19 protein-coding genes are annotated in these 18,561 nt (G+C 68.5%); 11 read left to right on the plus strand and 8 right to left on the minus strand.

The features are described from left to right. Position 1: 1 nt before the first annotated feature. The 4 genes from CON77_RS00800 to rodA form a co-directional block, all read right to left on the minus strand. The gene (locus CON77_RS00800; RefSeq protein WP_101046849.1) at positions 2–322 is read right to left on the minus strand and encodes a hypothetical protein; all 321 of its coding nucleotides are present in this window, start codon (positions 320–322) and stop codon (positions 2–4) included. A 67-nt stretch (positions 323–389) separates the two neighbouring features. Beyond that, positions 390–1,538, minus strand: coding sequence for a 3-deoxy-7-phosphoheptulonate synthase (locus tag CON77_RS00805; protein ID WP_101046851.1), 1,149 nt, complete (start codon positions 1,536–1,538; stop codon positions 390–392). Positions 1,539–1,809: 271 nt separating this feature from the next. Continuing rightward, the gene (gene tldD / locus CON77_RS00810; RefSeq protein WP_101046853.1) at positions 1,810–3,270 is read right to left on the minus strand and encodes a metalloprotease TldD; all 1,461 of its coding nucleotides are present in this window, start codon (positions 3,268–3,270) and stop codon (positions 1,810–1,812) included. A gap of 23 nt (positions 3,271–3,293) precedes the next feature. Next, on the minus strand, positions 3,294–4,448 hold the full coding sequence (gene rodA, locus CON77_RS00815; RefSeq protein WP_101046855.1) for a rod shape-determining protein RodA: 1,155 nt from the start codon (positions 4,446–4,448) through the stop codon (positions 3,294–3,296). 22 nt (positions 4,449–4,470) lie between these two features. On the opposite strand from rodA, the gene CON77_RS00820 reads away from it, so the two are divergent. The 11 genes from CON77_RS00820 to ruvC all read left to right on the plus strand — a co-directional run bounded on the left by CON77_RS00820 (position 4,471) and on the right by ruvC (position 14,716). Then, entirely contained in the window at positions 4,471–5,082 is a 612-nt protein-coding gene (locus tag CON77_RS00820) for a YqiA/YcfP family alpha/beta fold hydrolase (protein WP_101046857.1), read from the plus strand. Positions 5,083–5,138: 56 nt separating this feature from the next. Next, positions 5,139–6,536 (plus strand): DNA repair protein RadA, encoded by a 1,398-nt coding sequence (gene radA / locus CON77_RS00825; RefSeq protein ID WP_101046859.1) that lies wholly within the window; start codon positions 5,139–5,141, stop codon positions 6,534–6,536. A gap of 19 nt (positions 6,537–6,555) precedes the next feature. Next, on the plus strand, positions 6,556–7,092 hold the full coding sequence (locus CON77_RS00830) for a hypothetical protein (protein WP_101046861.1): 537 nt from the start codon (positions 6,556–6,558) through the stop codon (positions 7,090–7,092). Positions 7,093–7,216: 124 nt separating this feature from the next. Further along, entirely contained in the window at positions 7,217–7,891 is a 675-nt protein-coding gene (locus CON77_RS00835; protein ID WP_101046863.1) for a 7-cyano-7-deazaguanine/7-aminomethyl-7-deazaguanine transporter, read from the plus strand. A 12-nt stretch (positions 7,892–7,903) separates the two neighbouring features. Then, positions 7,904–8,611, plus strand: coding sequence for a 7-cyano-7-deazaguanine synthase QueC (queC, locus tag CON77_RS00840; protein WP_101046865.1), 708 nt, complete (start codon positions 7,904–7,906; stop codon positions 8,609–8,611). A gap of 12 nt (positions 8,612–8,623) precedes the next feature. Beyond that, entirely contained in the window at positions 8,624–9,706 is a 1,083-nt protein-coding gene (locus CON77_RS15810; protein WP_101046867.1) for a 6-carboxytetrahydropterin synthase, read from the plus strand. A 2-nt stretch (positions 9,707–9,708) separates the two neighbouring features. Next, positions 9,709–10,344 carry a 7-carboxy-7-deazaguanine synthase gene (gene queE / locus CON77_RS00850; RefSeq protein ID WP_101046869.1) on the plus strand — a complete coding sequence of 212 codons (636 nt, stop codon included), beginning with the start codon at positions 9,709–9,711 and terminating at the stop codon, positions 10,342–10,344. A gap of 126 nt (positions 10,345–10,470) precedes the next feature. Further along, positions 10,471–12,540 (plus strand): ribonuclease catalytic domain-containing protein, encoded by a 2,070-nt coding sequence (locus CON77_RS00855; RefSeq protein ID WP_101046871.1) that lies wholly within the window; start codon positions 10,471–10,473, stop codon positions 12,538–12,540. A 19-nt stretch (positions 12,541–12,559) separates the two neighbouring features. Further along, on the plus strand, positions 12,560–13,402 hold the full coding sequence (locus CON77_RS00860) for an energy transducer TonB (RefSeq protein WP_101046873.1): 843 nt from the start codon (positions 12,560–12,562) through the stop codon (positions 13,400–13,402). Beyond that, positions 13,399–14,151, plus strand: coding sequence for a monofunctional biosynthetic peptidoglycan transglycosylase (gene mtgA, locus CON77_RS00865; protein ID WP_232788356.1), 753 nt, complete (start codon positions 13,399–13,401; stop codon positions 14,149–14,151). The genes CON77_RS00860 and mtgA overlap by 4 nt, the downstream gene beginning before the upstream one ends. 16 nt (positions 14,152–14,167) lie before the next feature. Beyond that, positions 14,168–14,716 (plus strand): crossover junction endodeoxyribonuclease RuvC, encoded by a 549-nt coding sequence (gene ruvC, locus CON77_RS00870; RefSeq protein WP_101046908.1) that lies wholly within the window; start codon positions 14,168–14,170, stop codon positions 14,714–14,716. Positions 14,717–14,723: 7 nt separating this feature from the next. Here ruvC and CON77_RS15315 read toward each other — a convergent pair whose 3' ends face one another. From CON77_RS15315 to ftsA, 4 genes are all read right to left on the minus strand, one after another. Beyond that, positions 14,724–14,900, minus strand: a complete 177-nt coding sequence (locus CON77_RS15315) for a hypothetical protein (RefSeq protein WP_198552234.1) — start codon at positions 14,898–14,900, stop codon at positions 14,724–14,726. Between the two features lie 22 nt (positions 14,901–14,922). Next, complete coding sequence (gene lpxC, locus CON77_RS00875) at positions 14,923–15,846, minus strand: UDP-3-O-acyl-N-acetylglucosamine deacetylase (protein WP_101046877.1); 924 nt, start codon at positions 15,844–15,846, stop codon at positions 14,923–14,925. Positions 15,847–15,917: 71 nt separating this feature from the next. Continuing rightward, entirely contained in the window at positions 15,918–17,162 is a 1,245-nt protein-coding gene (gene ftsZ, locus CON77_RS00880; protein ID WP_101046879.1) for a cell division protein FtsZ, read from the minus strand. 158 nt (positions 17,163–17,320) lie between these two features. After that, positions 17,321–18,550: a cell division protein FtsA gene (gene ftsA, locus CON77_RS00885; RefSeq protein WP_101046881.1), complete on the minus strand. Its 1,230-nt coding sequence runs from the start codon at positions 18,548–18,550 to the stop codon at positions 17,321–17,323. Positions 18,551–18,561: the final 11 nt, after the last annotated feature.

Consider the following 18,561-nt stretch of genomic DNA (forward strand, 5'->3'; position numbering starts at 1 on the left):
GTCAGTATGAGACGGTCAGCGAGGGCACGTCCACCCGCACCACCGGCTTGACGAGCGTGGCGCTCACCGCCCGGGCGTAGACCATGGCCCAGGGCCGGTGCGCCGGGTCGGTGAAACGACTTTCGCCCACCGCCTGGGCGATCGCCAGCGCCTTGTCGGCCAACAGCACCTTGCCGGTCAGGCGCAGGGGTTCGCACCCCAGTTCGTGGAACTGGTCGTCCAGCCAAGCGCGGGCCATGTCATGCGGCATGGGCTGCACCTCTTCCAAGTCAAAGGTGTGGCGGGACGCATCGCCCCAACTGACGATCACCTGGCTGCGCATGGGTGCGGGCTCCTGTGTGTGGTGTGCAAGCGGATCGGCCCCATTGTGCAGCCGACCCGTCCCGGCATCAAGCCTTGGCCTTGCCGCCCTTGTGCTGGGCGCGGCGGGCGCTGACGGCGTCCGACAGGGTCTGCAGCAACTGCACCGAGTGGTTCCAGTCGATGCAGGCGTCGGTGATGCTCTTGCCGTATTCCAGGGCGCACACGTCGTCCTTGCCGGGCGTGAACTTCTGCGCGCCGGCGTGGATGTGGCTTTCCACCATGACACCGAAGACCTGGCGCGAACCGGCGCGGAGCTGTTCGGCGATGTCGGCGGCCACGTCCATCTGCTTCTGGTGCTGCTTGCTGCTGTTGGCGTGGCTGCAGTCCACCATCAGGGTGGCGGGCAGCTTGGCGGCTTCGAGTTCGGCACAGGCCGCAGCGACGCTGGCGGCGTCGTAGTTCGGGGCCTTGCCGCCGCGCAGGATCACGTGGCAGTCCGGGTTGCCCTTGGTCTGCACGATGGCAACCTGGCCGTTCTTGTGCACCGACAGAAAATGGTGGCCGCGCGAGGCGGCTTGGATGGCGTCGGTGGCGATGCGGATGTTGCCGTCGGTGCCGTTCTTGAAGCCGATGGGCGCGGAAATGCCCGAGGCCAGCTCGCGGTGCACCTGGCTTTCGGTGGTGCGCGCGCCGATGGCGCCCCAGGAGATCAGGTCACCGATGTACTGCGGGCTGATCACGTCGAGGAACTCGCTGCCCGCCGGCAGGCCCAGGCGGTTGATTTCCAGCAGCAGCTGGCGCGCGATGCGCAGGCCTTCGTCGATCTTGAAGCTGCCGTCGAGGTAGGGGTCGTTGATCAGACCCTTCCAACCCACGGTGGTTCGCGGCTTCTCGAAGTACACCCGCATCACGATTTCCAGCGTGTCCTTGTACTGCTCGCGCATGTCCTTGAGGCGGCGGGCGTAGTCCATGGCCGCGGCCGGGTCGTGGATGGAGCACGGCCCGATGACGACCAGCAGCCGGTCGTCCTTGCCCTGCAGGATCTGGTGGATGGTCTTGCGGGTGCTGGCGATGAGTTTTTCCACCTCGGTGCCCTGGATCGGGAAGAAGCGGATGAGGTGTTCGGGCGGAGGCAACACGGTGATGTCCTGGATGCGTTGGTCGTCGGTCTGGCTGGTGCGGTCGGCGGGGTGCGCATACCAGACGTCGGTCGCGGCGGTGGCGGCTTTGCTCATCGTGAGGTCCTGTCCTGAAAAAGTGTCAAAGGGGGTGGGTGTGGGCTAAAAAAAAACCGCCGGGGTGACCGACGGTTTCTGTGAGGCTCTGGTGCTTTTCGGGCCAGCTTCAGCTCTCTCTTCCGTCGGTGACGCGTGAGATCCAAAAGTAGGCAAAGTAAAACCGAGCGGCTTTCATGCGTTTCAATGTATCACAAACTGCGTGACAGCAGGCTGACAAGCGCACGGGCACTGTGGGGCGCACGCCACGGTGGCGGCCTGCGCGGCCGCCTCAGGCGGTGCCGCCCACGGTCAGGCCCTCGATGCGCAGCGTCGGCTGGCCCACGCCCACCGGCACGCTCTGGCCTTCCTTGCCGCAGGTGCCCACGCCGCTGTCCAGCGCCAGGTCGTTGCCGATCATGGTCACTTTCTTGAGCGATTCCGGCCCGCTGCCGACGATGGTGGCGCCCTTGACCGGGTACTGCAGCTGGCCGTTCTCCACCCACCAGGCCTGGCTGGCGCTGAACACGAACTTGCCGCTGGTGATGTCCACCTGCCCGCCACCAAAGTTGCTCGCGTACAGCCCCTTCTTGATGCTGGCGATGATTTCGGCCGGGTCCTTGTCGCCGCCCAGCATGTAGGTGTTGGTCATGCGCGGCATGGGCAGGTGGGCGTAGCTTTCGCGCCGGCCGTTGCCGGTGGGCGCCACGCCCATCAGGCGGGCGTTCAGGCTGTCCTGGATGTAGCCGCGCAGGATGCCGTCCTCGATCAGCACGTTCTTCTGGCTGGCACAGCCTTCGTCGTCCACGTTGAGCGAGCCACGGCGGTCGGCCATGGTGCCGTCGTCCAGCACGGTCACGCCCTTGGCCGCCACGCGCTTGCCGATCATGCCACTGAAGGCGCTGCTGCCCTTGCGGTTGAAGTCGCCCTCCAGGCCGTGGCCCACGGCTTCGTGCAGCAGCACGCCGGGCCAGCCGGGGCCCAGCACCACGGTCATTTCGCCGGCCGGGGCCGGGCGGCTGTCCAGGTTGATGAGGGCGGACTGCACCGCCTCGTCCACGTACTGTTGCAGCAGGGCGTCGTCAAAATGGTCCAGGCCAAAACGGCCGCCGCCGCCGGACGAACCGATTTCGCGGCGCTCTTTCTGCTCGGCGATGACGGTGACCGACAGGCGCACCAGCGGGCGCACGTCGGCGGCCAGGGTGCCGTCGGCGCGGGCCACCAGCACCACGTCGTACTCGCTGGCCAGGCCGGCCATGACCTGCACCACGCGCGGGTCTTTGGCCTTGGCCAGGCGCTCCACTTTTTCCAGCAGCGCCACTTTGGCGCTGCTGTCCAGCGTGGCGATGGGGTCGTGTGCGGGGTAGAGCGAGCGCGATTTGGACACCTTGGTGCGCCCGACCTTGGCCTTCTGGCTCTGGCCCTGGGCGCCGATGGCGCGCACGCTGTGGGCCGCGTCCTGCAGGGCGGCCCAGGACAGGTCGTCGGAGTAGGCGAACGCGGTCTTGTCGCCGCTGACGGCGCGCACGCCCACGCCCTGGTCGATGCTGAAGCTGCCGGTCTTGACGATGCCCTCCTCCAGACTCCAGCCCTCGGCGCGGGTGTACTGGAAATAGAGGTCGGCGTCGTCCACACCGGGCACCAGAATTTCGCCCAGCGCCTTGCGCAAATGGGTGTCGTCCAGCCCGTAGGGCGTGAGCAGGAGGTCGTGGGCGGTGGCCAGACGGGCCAGGGTGGGTTCGCGGGCGATCATGGGGCCATTGTAGAAAGTTGCGTTCAGCTCTGCACCAGCCGCTTGGCGCGGGAGATGGACAGGATCATGCCCAGGTTGGCACCCAGGGTGACCATGGCGGTGCCGCCGTAGCTGATGAACGGCAAGGGCACGCCCACCACCGGCAGGATGCCGCTGACCATGCCCATGTTGACGAAGGCGTAGACGAAGTAGATCAAGGTCAACGCCCCGGCCAGCAAGCGGGAAAACAGCGTGGGCGCCTCCATGGCCACCCGCAGGCCGCGGTAGATCAGGAACAGGAAAGCGGCCAGCAGGGCCAGCACGCCGACGAAGCCGAACTCCTCGGCAAAGGCGGCGAAGATGAAGTCGGTGGTGCGCTCGGGCACGAAATCGAGGTGCGTCTGCGTGCCCTGCATGAAGCCTTTGCCCCAGACGCCCCCCGAACCGATGGCGATCATGCCCTGCAGGATGTGGAAACCCTTGCCCAGCGGGTCCTTCATCGGGTCGAGCAGGGTGCAGACGCGCTGGCGCTGGTACTCGTGCAGCACCACCCAGTCCACGTCGGGCTGGCACCACTGCGGCTCCATCGCGATCAGGGTGACGATGCCGGCCACCCCCAGCAGCACCGGCGGCAGGATGAGCTTCCAACTCAGGCCGGCGAAAAAGATGACGAACAGGCCCGAGGCCGCCACCAGCAGGGTGGTGCCCAGGTCGGGCTGGCGCAGGATGAGGAAGGACGGCACCGCCAGGATGGCCCCGGCCACGACAAAGTCGAGCGCACGCAACTGGCCTTCGCGGCGCTGGAACCACCAGGCCAGCATCAGCGGCATGCCGAGTTTCATGATCTCGCTGGGCTGGATGACGATGCCCACGTTGACCCAGCGTTCCGCCCCCTTTTTGGTGATGCCGAACAGCGCCACCGCCACCAACAGCGCCACCCCGACCGCGTAGACCGGCACTGCCAGCGCCATCAGCCGCTGCGGCGGCACCTGCGCGGCCACGAACATCACGCCCGCGGCGATCGCCATGTTGCGGGCATGGGCCACGAAGCGGCCGTCCACGTCGTAGCCCACCGAATACATCACCACCAGCCCGGTGGCGGCCAAGAGCAGCACCGCCAGCAGGAACGGTCCATCAAACCCCTGGAACACCGGGGCCACGCGTCGCCACAAGGGCGGTTTTTCGATCACGACTGCCATGGGACCGGATTATCCTAGGCCCATGACCCCGCCGCCCAACACCACCACGGTCCACACCACCCACCTGCTGTACCTGCACGGTTTTCGCTCCTCGCCGCGCTCGACCAAGGCGGTGCGCATGGCCGCGCGGGTGCGGCGCGCGCACCCCGGTGTGACCTGGTGGTGCCCGCAGTTGCCGCCCTCGCCGGCCGCGGCGATGGCGCTGATTCGCCAGGGCAGCGCCGATTGGCCGCGCGACCGCATGGCGGTGGTGGGTTCGTCGCTGGGCGGTTTTTACGCCACCCGGCTGGCGCTGGAAACCGGCTGCCGCGCGGTGCTGCTGAACCCGGCGGTGGACCCGGCGCGCGATTTGGCGAAGTACATCGGCGAGCAAACCGCCTGGCACGACCCCGAGGAACGTTTCTTCTTCCGGCCGGAATACGTGGACGAACTGCGCGCGCTGGCGGGCGGCGCCCTGCCCCAGCCCGAACGGGTGTACGCGGTGGTGGCCCAGGGCGACGAGGTGCTGGACTGGCGCGAGATGGTGGGCCGTTACCCCGGCGTGCACCTGAAGCTGCTGGCCGGCAGCGACCACGCTCTGAGCGACTTTGACGACCACATCGACGAAGTGGTGGCCCACTTGCGCCTAGCCTAAGCCAGTCCCCGACCGCGGCACACGGCCGCACCCAGGCGGCTGCTACAGTGACACGCATGGCCAAAGACAAGACCCTGTACGCCTGCAACGAATGCGGCGGCACCACCCCGCGCTGGCTGGGCAAATGCCCGCACTGCAACGCCTGGAACAGCCTGGTGGAAACCGTGGCCGAGGCCCCCAGCGCGAGCAAGAACCGCCTGAGCGCCGGCCCCAAAAGCCTGGCCCCGACCGCCGAGCTGGCGGTGCTCAGCGACATCGAAGCCAGCGACGTGGCGCGCACGCCCACCGGCCTGGGCGAGCTGGACCGGGTGCTGGGCGGCGGCATCGTCGAAGGCGGTGTGGTGCTGATCGGGGGCGACCCGGGCATCGGCAAATCCACCCTGCTGCTGCAGGCCCTGGACGCGCTGCAGCGCGCCGGCCTGGACACGCTGTACGTGACCGGCGAGGAAAGCGGCGCCCAGGTCGCCCTGCGTTCGCGCCGGCTGGGGCTGGACCACAGCCAGGTCAAGGTGCTGGCCGAGATCCAGTTGGAAAAAATCGTCGCCACGCTGGACGCCAAGCAGCCCGGTATCGCCGTCATCGACTCGATCCAGACGCTGTATTCGGACCAGCTCAGTTCGGCCCCCGGTTCGGTGGCGCAGGTGCGCGAATGCGCGGCGCACCTGACGCGTGCGGCCAAGGCCAGCGGCGTGGCCATCGTGTTGGTGGGCCACGTCACCAAGGAAGGCGCGCTGGCCGGCCCGCGCGTGCTGGAGCACATGGTGGACACGGTGCTGTACTTCGAGGGCGACACCCACAGCAACTACCGGCTCATCCGCGCCATCAAGAACCGCTTTGGCGCGGTCAACGAGATCGGCGTGTTCGCCATGACCGAAAAAGGCCTGAAGGGCGTTAGCAACCCGAGCGCCATCTTCCTGTCGCAACATGCGGAACCGGTGCCCGGCAGTTGCGTGCTGGTGACGCTGGAGGGCACCCGGCCCATGCTGGTGGAAATCCAGGCGCTGGTGGACAGCGGCGGCCCCAGCCCGCGGCGCCTGAGCGTGGGCCTGGACCGCGACCGGCTGGCCATGCTGCTGGCGGTGCTGCACCGCCACGCCGGCGTGGCCTGCATGGACCAAGATGTGTTTGTGAACGCCGTGGGCGGCGTGCGCATTGGCGAGCCTGCGGCCGACCTGGCGGTGATGCTGGCCATTGCCAGCAGCCTGCGCGGCAAGGCGCTGCCCAAGGGCTTCATCGCCTTCGGCGAAGTGGGCCTGGCCGGCGAGGTGCGCCCCGCCCCGCGCGGACAGGAACGCCTGAAGGAGGCGGCCAAGCTGGGGTTTTCGGTGGCGGTGGTGCCCAAGGCCAACCTGCCCAAAAAGGGCGACGCCGGCATGGCCAAGGCGCTGGAAGGCATGACCGTCCACGCGGTGGAGCGCATCGAAGACGCGCTGGAAGTGCTGCGCGGATTGTGACCGCGCGCCGGGCCGAACCATGCAGCATCAACTGGCCCTGCAACAACGGTCGATGTGGAACGGCTTTGTCTACGATTTCGTCTCGCCCGCGGGCGTGGCGGTGGGCGAGCTGCGCTTCCCGAACTTCGCCCAGGCCAAAAACGCGCGCCTGCGCTGGCACCCGGAAGGCTCCCCCCACGGCGACGTGCAGCTGCAACTGCACGGCCAGGCGCTGCGGCTGCGCTTCGAGTACACACGCCGCGGCCTCGTCAACGACCTGCGCTACACGCTGGAAACCCCGGCCCAGGCCGTGCTGTGCGCCGCCGACGTGGTGTTTGAAAGCGGGCGCCGCCTGCCCGTGGTGCGGCTGACCGCGCCGCTGCCCGCCGAGCTGCGGCCCTCGACCTCGTTCTGGCTGCGGCGCTTTCCCATCGTCGGCCCCGCAGGCGCTCCCCTGGGGACGGTGGTCGAACCCCACCTCATCAGCCGCCGCTTCGAATACCGCATCGACTGGCCCGGGGCCGCCGCGCCGCTGCAGGCCTTCGTGCTGGCGCTGGCGCTGATGGTGCGCCGGTGAACCGGTGAGGGCCCTAGGCAGCGGGGCCGAGCCCCGTTAAAATACTGGCCTCTGTCCTGCGGGACAGACCGTTTCGATGGGTTCCCTCGCCCCCATCCCCGCTTCAAAAAAAAGGACCTCCTCCATGACCTCCGTCCATGGCGCCGCCGCCACGCGTGCGCGCACCGCGCTGCCGGCGCTCGTCGCGCTGCACATCGCCCTCATCATCGCCAGCAACTACCTAGTGCAACTCCCCTTTGAGCTGTGGGGGGTGCACACCACCTGGGGTTCGTTCACCTTTCCGCTGGTCTTTGTGGCCACCGACCTGACCGTGCGCCTGCTGGGCCAAGCCACCGCGCGGCGCGTGATCTTCCGCGTGATGCTGCCGGCGCTGCTGGCCTCGTACACCGTGTCGGTGCTGTTCTTCGAAGGCGCCTTCAGCGGCTGGGCCGCGCTGGCCACCTTCAACGGTTTCGTGTTCCGTATCGCGCTGGCCAGCTTCGTGGCCTACGTGGCCGGGCAGCTGCTCGACATCGCGGTGTTCGCCCGCTTGCGCCAGGTGAGTGCCTGGTGGGTGGCCCCGGCCGCCTCCACGGTGCTGGGCAGCCTGCTGGACACGGCGCTGTTCTTCGCGGTGGCCTTCCACGCCAGCAGCGACCCCTTCATGGCCCAGCACTGGGTCGAGATCGCCACGGTGGACTATTTCACCAAACTGGCGGTCAGCCTGGCCTGCTTCCTGCCGCTGTACGGCGTGCTGCTGAACGCGCTGGTGAAGCTGGTCCAAGCCGCACCGCCGCCGCTGGCCGCGGGCCGCTGCTGAGCCGGAGGCGCCATGACGACTTCCCTCAAACCCGCGGTGGTCCTCCTCAGCGGCGGGCTGGACTCGACCACCGTGCTGGCCCTGGCCCGCGAACAGGGCTACACCCCCTATGCGCTGAGCTTCCGCTACGGCCAGCGCCACCTGCACGAACTGCAGGCCGCCGAGGCCGCGGCCCAAGCCCTGGGCGCTGCGAAACACGTGGTCGCGCAGATTGACCTGCGCGAATTCGGCGGCTCGGCGCTGACCGCCGACATCGCCGTGCCCAAGGGCCGCTCGGTGGACGACATGGGCCCCGGCATCCCCGTGACCTACGTGCCCGCGCGCAACACCGTGTTCCTGAGCTTCGCACTGGCCTGGGCCGAGACGCTGGGCGCGTCCGACATTTTCATCGGCGTCAACGCGCTGGACTATTCGGGCTACCCCGACTGCCGGCCGGAGTACATCGCCGCCTTCGAGGCGCTGGCCAACCTGGCCACCAAGGCCGGGGTGGAAGGCACCCAGCGGCTCAAGATCCACAGCCCGCTGATGCACCTGAACAAGGCGCAAATCATTGAAGAAGGCTTGCGCCTGGGCGTGGACTACGCCTTGACCAGCAGCTGCTACGACCCCGGCCCCGAGGGCCAGCCCTGCTGCGGCTGCGACGCCTGCCTGCTGCGCGCCAAGGGCTTTGCCGAAGCCGGCCGGCCCGACCCACTGTACCAACGCTTCGGCCTGGCCTGAGCGAAAGGCCCCATGCACACCCTGCACACGACCGAAGCCGGCTTCGAGGCCGCCCGCCACCTCCCCACCCTGCCCGCTGGGCACCCGCAGCAACGCCTGCACGGCCACAGCTTTGTGGCCCGGCTGCGCGCCGCCACCGGCCCCGCTTGGCGCCACTTCCCGGGCAGCGAGGTGTCGCAGCTGCGCGAGCACCTGGCCGCCCAGGTGCAGGCGCTGGACCACCGCCTACTCAACGACACGCTGGACACCCCGACCGACACCCAGCTGGCGCTGTGGCTGCGCGAGCGCCTGCAAGCCGACGGCCTGACCCAGGCCCGGGTGGACGTGCAGAGCACTGCACGCGGCGGCGTGGAACTGGACCCCCAGGGCCACCCCCACCTGTGGCGGCGCCACGTGCTGTACGCCGCCCACCAGTTGCCGAACGTGCCCGCTGGCCACAAATGCGGCCGGCTGCACGGCCACGGCTTCGAGGTGCTGCTGCACGCCCGGCAGAACGCCCAGGGCACGGTCACGGCCGAGCGGCTGGATGCGCTGTGGGCCCCGCTGCACCGCCAACTTGACCACGCCTGCCTGAACGACCTCCCCGGCCTGGAAAACCCCACCAGCGAAGTCCTGTCCGGCTGGCTCTGGCGGCAACTGGCGCCGCAACTGCCCGAGCTCAGCGCCGTCACCGTGTACGAGACCGCTTCCTGCGGCGCCCGCCACGACGGCACTGACTACCGGATCTGGAAGGAACTGACGCTGGACAGCGCACTGCAGCTGCGCCACGCGCCGGACGGCAGCCCGCTGCGGCGCATCCACGGCCACACCTACACCCTGCGGCTGCACCTGTGCGCCCCGCTGGACGCGGTGATGGGCTGGACCGTGGACTTTGGCGACGTCAAACGCCTGTTCGACCCCCTCTTCAAAGCCCTGGACCACCAGCCGCTGCACCAGCTGCCCGGCCTGGCCGACTGCGATGCCGCCACCCTGGCCACCTGGGTGCTGGAGCGCGCCCGCGCCGAACTGCCCGCGCTGGACCGGGTCGATCTGTACGAAACCCCGGGCTGCGGCGCGGTGGTGGCGTGGAACGAAGCCGCCGCGCTGGCGCTCTGAACATGGCTTACAGCGTCAAGGAAATTTTCTACACCCTGCAGGGCGAAGGCGGCCAGGCCGGGCGCGCGGCGGTGTTCTGCCGCTTTGCCGGCTGCAACCTGTGGAGCGGGCGCGAGGCCGACCGCGCGCAGGCCGCCTGCCGGTTTTGCGACACCGATTTCGTCGGCACCGACGGCCAGGGGGGCGGCAAATTCGCCACCGCCCAGGCGCTGGCCGCCGCGGTCCGTACCCAGTGGCCCGCCACGGCCGGCGGCACCCCGCTGGTGGTGTGCACCGGCGGCGAGCCGTTGTTGCAGTTGGACGCACCGCTGATCGACGCGCTGCACGCGCAAGGCTTCGAGATCGCCGTGGAAACCAACGGCACCCTGCCCCTGCCCGACGGCCTGGACTGGGTCTGCGTCAGCCCCAAGGGCGCAGCCCCGCTGCAGGCCACCCGGGGCGACGAACTGAAACTGGTCTTCCCCCAAGCCGACGCGCCGCCCGAACGCTTCGAGCCGCTGGACTTTCGCCACTTTTTCCTGCAGCCCATGGACGGGCCGCAGCGCGAAAGGCACACCCAACAGGCCGTGGCGCACTGCCTGGCGCACCCGCGCTGGCGCCTGTCCCTGCAGACGCACAAGCTGCTGGGCATTCCCTGAGCACCAGGACCTGGGCCGGCGCGGCGGCTTGCCGCACCCCGGCCCACCGCCGGTAAACTTGGGCCTCAGACGACCGCCTGCGGGTGCTCGCCCTGGCTCCCCTGCTCCACCCCGAAAGCCCCCTACGTGTTTGCACTGTTCGATGAAGCCGGCAAGTTCCTGACCGGCCGCGTGATGTCCGAAGCCGAAAGCTCGCTGCAGATCGAGCTGGAAACGGGCAAGCGCGTCAAGGTCAAGGCGGCCAACGTGCTGCTGAAGTTCGACAAGCCCGCCCCGGCCGCGCTGATGGCCAGCGCGCAAGCCCTGGCCCCAGACATCGAGCTCGACCTGGCCTGGGAATTCGCCCCGGACGAGGAATTTGGCTACGCCGACTTGGCTAAAGACTACTTCAGCGCACAAGCCACGCTGGAACAGCAGGTGGCCGCCCTGCTGCGCCTGACCGACGCACCGCACTACTTCCGCCGCGCCGGCAAAGGCCGCTTCAAGAAGGCCCCGCCCGAAATCCTGCAACAGGCCCTGGCCGCGATCGAAAAGAAAAAGCAGCTCCAGGAACAGATCGACGGCTGGACCGCCGATCTGGCCGCCGGCAGCTGCCCGGAACCGATCCGCCAGCAGCTCTACAAAATCCTGTTCAAGCCGGACAAGAACGCCGCCGAATACAAGGCCGTGGTGCACGCCGCGCGCGAAACGCATCTGGCGCCGCTGGCCCTGCTGCAAAAAGCCGGCGCCATCCGCAACGCCTACCAGTTCCACTGGCAGCGCTTTTTGTTCGAGCACTTCCCCAAGGGCACGGGCTTCCCGGCCCTGCAAGCCGCGCCGGTGGCCGACGAGCTGCCGTTGGCCAACGTACAAGCCTTTTCGGTGGACGACTCCAGCACCACCGAAATCGACGACGCGCTGAGCGTGCAAGGCCTGGGCACCGGCACCGTGGTGGTCGGCATCCACATCGCGGCCCCGGGCTTGGCGATTACGCCCGACAGCCCGATCGACCAGGTCGCGCGCCAGCGCCTGAGCACGGTGTACATGCCGGGCCACAAAATCACCATGCTGCCCGACGCCGTGGTGCAGACCTACACGCTGGAAGCCGGCGCCCCGCGCCCGGCCCTGTCGCTGTACCTCACCTTCGACGAGGCCGAGCTGAACCTCCAGGCCAGCACCACCCGGCTGGAGCGGGTGCCGATTGCCCACAACCTGCGCCACGACCAGCTGGACCAGGCCATCACCGCCGATTGGCTGCAGGACCCGACGGCCCCGACCGGCGCACCGCTGGCCGACGACATCGCCGCCTTGCGACCCGAGCTGTCCTTCCTGTTCCGCCTGGCACAGGTCTGCAAAGCGCGGCGCGAGGTGGTGCGTGGCAAACCCGAAACCTTCAACCGCCCGGACTACACCTTCAAGCTCGAAGGCGTGCAGGGCGACGAACCGCACGGCGACGAAACCGTGGTCATCGGTACCCGCTCGCGCGGCGCCCCGCTGGACCTGATGGTGGCCGAGGCCATGATCCTGGCCAACAGCACCTGGGGCCAACTGCTGGCCGACAGCGGCGTGCCCGGCATCTACCGCAGCCAGGCCAGCCTGGCGCCGGGCATGAAGGTGCGCATGGGCGCCAAGGCCTTGCCGCACGCCGGCATCGGTGTCAAGTGCTACGCCTGGAGCACCTCGCCCCTGCGCCGCTACACCGATCTGGTCAACCAGTGGCAGATCATCGCCTGCGTGCGCCACGGCCAGACCGCCGCGCTGGCAGCGCCGTTCAAGCCCAAGGACGCCGGCCTGTTCGCCGTCATCAGCGGTTTCGACGCCGCCTACACCGCCTACAACCAGTTCCAGAACGGCATGGAGCGCTACTGGACGCTGCATTACCTGCAGCAGCACGGCCTCACGGAACTGACCGCCACCGTCATCAAGGACGGGCTGGTGCGCGCCGACGAACTGCCCTTGGTGCTCAGCGTGCTGGGCGCCGATGGCCTGCCGCGCGGCGCCCAGGTGCGCGTGCGGCTGGGGCAGATCGACGACATCTCGCTCGACGTGGGCGGCACCGTGATCGAGCGCCTGGACAGCCCGGCCCTGTCGGCCGAAGCGCTGGACGACGAGGCCGAGGACGCCGCCGAACTGGCCGCGCCGCTGGCCATCGCCATGGACCTGGACGAAGCCCAACCGGGCGACACCGCCCCCCCAGGGGCCTCGCCCGCCGCCTGACACCGACCCTGTGAAACGCTTGCGCACCCTCTCCACCCTGCAGCTGGCGCTGGCGGCGTCGGTGCTGGTGCACGCCGGGCTGCTGACCGTGCGCTTCGTGGACCCCGAACGCTTCAACCGGGTGTTCCAGGACACGCCGCTGGAGGTGGTGCTGGTCAACACCCGCAGCGATGCGCCGCCCGACAAGGCGCAGGCCATCGCCCAGGCCAACCTGGCGGGCGGCGGCGACGCCGAACGCGGCCGCGCCACCTCGCCCCTGCCGCCGGCGCCGCAGGCCCGGCTGGGCGAGTCGCTGGAGGAGGAAGAGCGCCGCATCGAAGCCATGAAAGAGCAGCAGAACCGCCTGCTGGCGCAACTGCGGCAGCAGCTGGCCAGCCTGCCGGTGCCCGACCTGCGCCGCGACGCCAGCCCCGAAGCCCTGGAACGCGAACAGAAGCGCCAGGCGCTGGTCAAGATCCTGGCCGAGATCGAAAAGCGCATCAACGAAGAAAACGCCCGGCCGCGCAAGCGCTACATCAGCCCGGCCACGCGCGAGGCCGTGTACGCCATCTACTACGACGAACTGCGCCGCAAGATCGAAGACCGCGGCACCAGCAACTTCCCCGAAGCGGGCGGGCGCAAGCTCTACGGCGAACTCACCATGGTCATCACCGTGAACCACAACGGCCAGGTGCTGGACACCGAGGTGGTGCAGGGCTCGGGGCAGGCGGTGCTGGACACGCGCGCGCAGGCCATCGTGCGCAGCCTGGCCTTTGGGCGCTTCAACCCCGAGATGCGGCGCCGGGCCGACCAGATCGTGGTGGTCTCGCGCTTCCGCTTCACCCGCGACGAAACCCTGCAAACCCAATTGAGCGCGCAATGATGACGAAATTCTGGCGGCACTTCGGACGCTGGTTGGGCTGGTGCGTGGTCGCCGGGCTGGCGCTGCAGGTATTTTTTGTGGGCCGCATCGCGCTGATGGCGGTGCTGGACCCGCAAAGCACCGCCTTCCAGCGCTCCGAAGCCTGGCGCGTGGCCACCGAGGCCCCGAAGTGGACCTGGTCGCAGACCTGGGTGCCGTACGAGCAGCTCTCGCCCACCATCAAACGCGCGGTCATCGCCTCCGAAGACGGCAGCTTCACCGACCACGATGGGGTGGATTGGGACGCGCTGGAATCGGCCTGGGACAAGAACGAACAGCGCGCGCAGCAGGCCGAGAAGCGCGCCGCCCGCGCCAAAGACCCGAGCCAGGTGAAACCGCCCAAGGTGGTGGGCGGCTCCACCATCACCCAGCAACTGGCGAAAAACCTGCTGCTCTCGGGCGAGCGCAGCCTGCTGCGCAAGGGCCAGGAGCTGCTGCTGACACTGGCACTGGAAACCTTCCTGAGCAAGCGCCGCATCCTGGAGATCTACCTCAACAGCGTGGAATGGGGCGAAGGCGTGTTCGGCGCCGAGGCCGCGGCGCGGCGCTACTTCGGCAAATCGGCGCGCCAGCTGAGTGCCTTCGAGGCCGCGCGCCTGGCGGTGATGCTGCCGGCCCCCAAACGCTTCGAGAAGCGCCCCAACTCCGGCTACCTGGCGGGCCGGGCCGGTACCATCGCCGCCCGCATGGGCGGGGTGCAACTGCCATGAAATGGCGGGCGTGACGGTGCGCATCCTCGGCATCGACCCGGGCCTGCAGGCCACTGGCTTCGGTGTGATCGACACCGACGGCCCGCGCATGGCCTACGTGGCCAGCGGCACCATCCGCACCAGTCCGGCCGACGGCGCCCTGCTGCCGCAGCGGCTGGGAGTGATTTTCGAGGGCATTTCCGAGGTGGTGCAGCGCTACCAGCCCACGGTGGCGGTGTGCGAGATCGTGTTCGTGAACGTCAACCCCCAGGCCACGCTGATGCTGGGCCAGGCGCGCGGCTGCTGCCTGACGGCGCTGGTGGCCAATGGCCTGACGGTGGCCGAGTACACCGCGCTGCAACTGAAGAAAGCCGTGACCGGACACGGCAAGGCGCACAAAGACCAGGTACAGGAAATGGTGCGCCGCCTGCTGGACCTGCCCGGCCTGCCCGGCAAGGACGCCGCCGACGCGCTCGGCCTGTGCATCACCCACGCCCAGGTGGCACGCACCAGCGCCGCCATCAACCAGGTAAGCAAACTGCAGGCACGCACCCACGCCGCGTACAAGGCCGGGCGCAGCTACTGAGCGCCGCTCAGGCCACCCGGCCCAAGATCAAGACGCCGAAAAACACCAGCGCGGACACCACCGTCCACTTCAGGATCACCAGTCCCCAGCGGCGGAAATGCGGCTGCCCGGTGCCGATGTAGAAAGCAAAGCTCAACACCGAGGCCCCGAGCAAAGCCAACACCAGGAAGCGGAAAATCAGCATGCCTGCCGCCCGGGTTCGGGGTTCACCAGGCCATGGCCAGTTGCGCAAAGCCCTGGGGCGCGCGGCTGTCCTGTTCGAAGGTGACGATGTCGTGGCTGTCGGGCTGCGCCAGCAAGGCGCGCAACAGCTGGTTGTTCATGGCGTGGCCGCTGCGGTAAGCGCTGTAGGCGGCCAGCAGCGGTTTGCCAACGATGTAGAGGTCGCCCATGGCGTCGAGGATCTTGTGCTTGGCGAATTCGTCGGCGTAGCGCAGACCGTCGGCGTTGAGCACCTTCACGTCGTCGAGCACGATGGCGTTGTCCAAGCCGCCGCCCAGCGCCAGGCCGTTCGAACGCATCATCTCCACGTCGCGGGTGAAGCCGAAGGTGCGGGCGCGGGCGATTTCCCGGGCGTACTGTCCGGTGCCCAGATCAAACTCCACCCGCTGACCGGTGGCGTTGACCGCGGGGTGGTCGAACTCGATCTCGAAACTGAGCTTGTAGCCGTGGTACGGCTCCAGCCGCGCCCATTTGAGGCTGCGCCCCTCGCCCTCGCGCACCTCCACCGGCTTGAGCAGGCGGATGAAACGCTTGGGCACCCGCTGCAGTTCGATGCCGGCGCTTTGCAGCAGGTAGACGAAGGAGGCGGCCGAGCCGTCGAGGATGGGCACCTCCTCGGCGGTGATATCGACAATCAGGTTGTCGATGCCCAGGCCGGCGCAGGCGCTCATCAGGTGCTCAATGGTATGCACCTTGGCGCCGCCGTTGGCGATGGTGGAGGCCAGCCGGGTGTCGGACACGGCGGCGGCGTTCACCGGGATGTCGACCGGCTCGGGCAGGTCGACGCGGCGGAAGACGATGCCGGTGTCGGGCGCGGCCGGGCGCAGCGTCAGTTCGACCCGTTGGCCGCTGTGCAGGCCCACGCCCACGGCCTTGGTCAGGGTTTTGAGGGTGCGTTGCGCGATCATGCCGCCGATTTTAATTTTTCGGGCACGGCCGCGCCGCGCATTCTCTCAATCACCCCGATGCAATCCGGCGATCAGTCGGCCTGCTTGCGCAGGAAGGCCGGGATCTCGAAGTCGTCCATGCCGCCGGAAGACAACGCGTCCACCTTGGCCGCGGCCGAGGTGCGGTCGCGGGGCTTGAGCCACACGCGCGGCACAGCGAGGGAATCGGCCGCGCTGCCCGTCACCCCCATGCCCACCGCCTGGGCCAAGCCCGAACCACCCACAGCCTGGTTCAGGGTGGGGATGAAGGGCATGTTGTCGGTGCCGGTGCGCTTGAACTGCTCGGTCTGCACCACGGTCAGCGGCTGGCGCGCGCCCTGGCGGTTCAGGCCGGTGGCCACCACGGTGACGCGGATGGCGTCGCCCAGCGACTCGTCGTAGGCGGTGCCGTAGATCACGTGGGCATCGGGCGCGGCAAAGGCACGGATGGTGTTCATCGCCAGCTTGGACTCGTTCAGCTTGAGCGAACCCTTGGCGGCGCTGATCAGCACCAGCACGCCCTTGGCGCCGCGCATGTCCACGCCTTCCAGCAGCGGGCAGGCCACGGCCTGTTCGGCGGCGATGCGGGCGCGGTCCGGGCCGCTGGCCACGGCGGTGCCCATCATGGCCTTGCCGGGCTCGCCCATCACGGTGCGCACGTCTTCAAAGTCCACGTTCACCAGCGCTTCGACGTTGATGATCTCGGCGATGCCGCCGACGGCGTTCTTCAGCACGTCGTTGGCTTCGGCGAAGGCTTCGTCCTGGGTGATGTCGTCACCCAGCACCTCCAGCAGCTTGTCGTTGAGCACCACGATCAGCGAGTCGACGTTCTGCTCCAGCTCGGCCAGGCCGGCGTCGGCGTTGCTCATGCGGCGGCCACCTTCGAAATCGAAGGGCTTGGTGACCACGCCCACGGTGAGGATGCCCATCTCCTTGGCCACCTTGGCGATCACCGGCGCGGCGCCGGTGCCGGTGCCGCCGCCCATGCCGGCTGTGATGAAGAGCATGTGCGCGCCGTCGATGGCTTCGCGGATGTCGGCCTCGGCCATTTCGGCGGCGGCACGGCCCTTTTCGGGCTTGCTGCCGGCGCCCAGGCCGGTCTGGCCGAGCTGGATGACGCGGTGCGCCGTCGAGCTGGCCAGCGCCTGCGCATCGGTGTTGGCGCAGATGAATTCCACGCCTTGCACATGGCTCTGGATCATGTGGCCCACGGCGTTGCTGCCGCCGCCGCCCACGCCGATCACCTTGATCTGGGTGCCGCGATTGAATTCCTCAACTTCAATCATTTCGATGCTCATTTGGATGCTCCTGGTAAATCTTGAAAACCTGAAAAATGGTGTGACTGGGCAAAACGGAATGGTGGTTCAGCCGGGCGGCCCGGTGGCGCCGTGCCGTCGTCGGGCATGGGCCTCGCGCGGGCGGGCGGTGGGGCGGTGGCGGCGGGCGGGTGTGTGCATCAGAAATTCCCCACGAACCAGTCTTTGATGCGGCCCAGGGCGCTGCCCATGGAGCCGGCCTTTTGCGCCACCTTGTGGCCACGCAGGCGCGCCAGCCGCGCCTCTTCCAGCAGGCCCATGACGGTGGCGGCGCGCGGTTGCGCCACCATGTCGCTGAGCGCGCTGGCGTACTTCGGCACGCCGCGGCGCACCGGCTTCAGAAAAATGTCCTCGCCCAGTTCGATCATGCCGGGCATGACCGCGCTGCCGCCGGTGAGCACGATGCCGCTGGACAGCAACTCCTCGTGACCCGACTCGCGGATCACCTGCTGCACCAGGGCAAAAATCTCTTCCACGCGCGGCTCGATCACGCCGGCCAGCGCCTGGCGGCTGAGCATGCGCGGGCCGCGGTCGCCCAGGCCGGGGACCTCGACCTGCTGGTCCGGGTCGGCCAGCAACTGCTTGGCGCAACCGCTTTCCACCTTGATGTCTTCCGCGTCCTTGGTCGGGGTGCGCAGCGCCATCGCGATGTCGTTGGTGATCAGGTCGCCCGCGATCGGGATGGCCGCGGTGTGGCGGATGGCCCCGCCCTGGAAAATGGCCACGTCGGTGGTGCCGGCGCCGATGTCCACCAGCGCCACGCCCAATTCCTTTTCGTCGTCGGTCAGCACCGCCTGGCTGGTGGCCAGGGGGTTGAGCATGAGCTGGTCCACCTCCAGCCCGCAGCGGCGCACGCATTTGATGATGTTTTCCGCCGCACTCTGCGCGCCGGTGACGATGTGCACCTTGGCCTCCAGCCGGATGCCGCTCATGCCGATCGGCTCCTTGACTTCCTGGCCGTCGATGATGAATTCCTGCGGCTCGACCAGCAGCAGGCGCTGGTCGGTGGAGATGTTGATGGCCTTGGCGGTCTCGATCACGCGGGCCACGTCGGTGGGCGTGACTTCGCGGTCCTTGATGGCCACCATGCCGCTGGAATTGATGCCCCGGATGTGGCTGCCGGTGATGCCGGTGTAGACGCGGCCGATGTGGCAGTCGGCCATCAGCTCGGCCTCTTTCAAGGCCTGCTGGATGCTGGCCACGGTGGCGTCGATGTTGACGACCACGCCGCGCTTGAGGCCGTTGCTCGGCGCCACGCCCAGCCCCGCGAGCTTGAGCTCGCCATTGCCCATGACTTCGGCCACCACCGCCATGATCTTGGCGGTGCCGATGTCGAGTCCGACGACGATGTCTTTGTATTCCTTGGCCATGGTGTGCGTCG

Source organism: Macromonas nakdongensis (genome assembly GCF_002837145.1).
Taxonomy (GTDB): Bacteria; Pseudomonadota; Gammaproteobacteria; order Burkholderiales; family Burkholderiaceae_C; genus Macromonas_B; species Macromonas_B nakdongensis.

Coding starts and splice junctions, on each gene's coding strand:
- CON77_RS00835 (WP_101046863.1), top strand. CDS start 7,217: ATGACCTCCGTCCATGGCGCCGCCGCCACGCGTGCGCGCACCGCGCTG.
- mtgA (WP_232788356.1), top strand. CDS start 13,399: ATGATGACGAAATTCTGGCGGCACTTCGGACGCTGGTTGGGCTGGTGC.
- queE (WP_101046869.1), top strand. CDS start 9,709: ATGGCTTACAGCGTCAAGGAAATTTTCTACACCCTGCAGGGCGAAGGC.
- CON77_RS00800 (WP_101046849.1), bottom strand. CDS start 322: ATGCGCAGCCAGGTGATCGTCAGTTGGGGCGATGCGTCCCGCCACACC.
- CON77_RS00820 (WP_101046857.1), top strand. CDS start 4,471: ATGACCCCGCCGCCCAACACCACCACGGTCCACACCACCCACCTGCTG.
- lpxC (WP_101046877.1), bottom strand. CDS start 15,846: ATGATCGCGCAACGCACCCTCAAAACCCTGACCAAGGCCGTGGGCGTG.
- CON77_RS15810 (WP_101046867.1), top strand. CDS start 8,624: ATGCACACCCTGCACACGACCGAAGCCGGCTTCGAGGCCGCCCGCCAC.
- CON77_RS00830 (WP_101046861.1), top strand. CDS start 6,556: ATGCAGCATCAACTGGCCCTGCAACAACGGTCGATGTGGAACGGCTTT.
- ftsA (WP_101046881.1), bottom strand. CDS start 18,550: ATGGCCAAGGAATACAAAGACATCGTCGTCGGACTCGACATCGGCACC.
- CON77_RS15315 (WP_198552234.1), bottom strand. CDS start 14,900: ATGCTGATTTTCCGCTTCCTGGTGTTGGCTTTGCTCGGGGCCTCGGTG.
- ftsZ (WP_101046879.1), bottom strand. CDS start 17,162: ATGAGCATCGAAATGATTGAAGTTGAGGAATTCAATCGCGGCACCCAG.
- CON77_RS00805 (WP_101046851.1), bottom strand. CDS start 1,538: ATGAGCAAAGCCGCCACCGCCGCGACCGACGTCTGGTATGCGCACCCC.
- radA (WP_101046859.1), top strand. CDS start 5,139: ATGGCCAAAGACAAGACCCTGTACGCCTGCAACGAATGCGGCGGCACC.
- rodA (WP_101046855.1), bottom strand. CDS start 4,448: ATGGCAGTCGTGATCGAAAAACCGCCCTTGTGGCGACGCGTGGCCCCG.
- tldD (WP_101046853.1), bottom strand. CDS start 3,270: ATGATCGCCCGCGAACCCACCCTGGCCCGTCTGGCCACCGCCCACGAC.
- queC (WP_101046865.1), top strand. CDS start 7,904: ATGACGACTTCCCTCAAACCCGCGGTGGTCCTCCTCAGCGGCGGGCTG.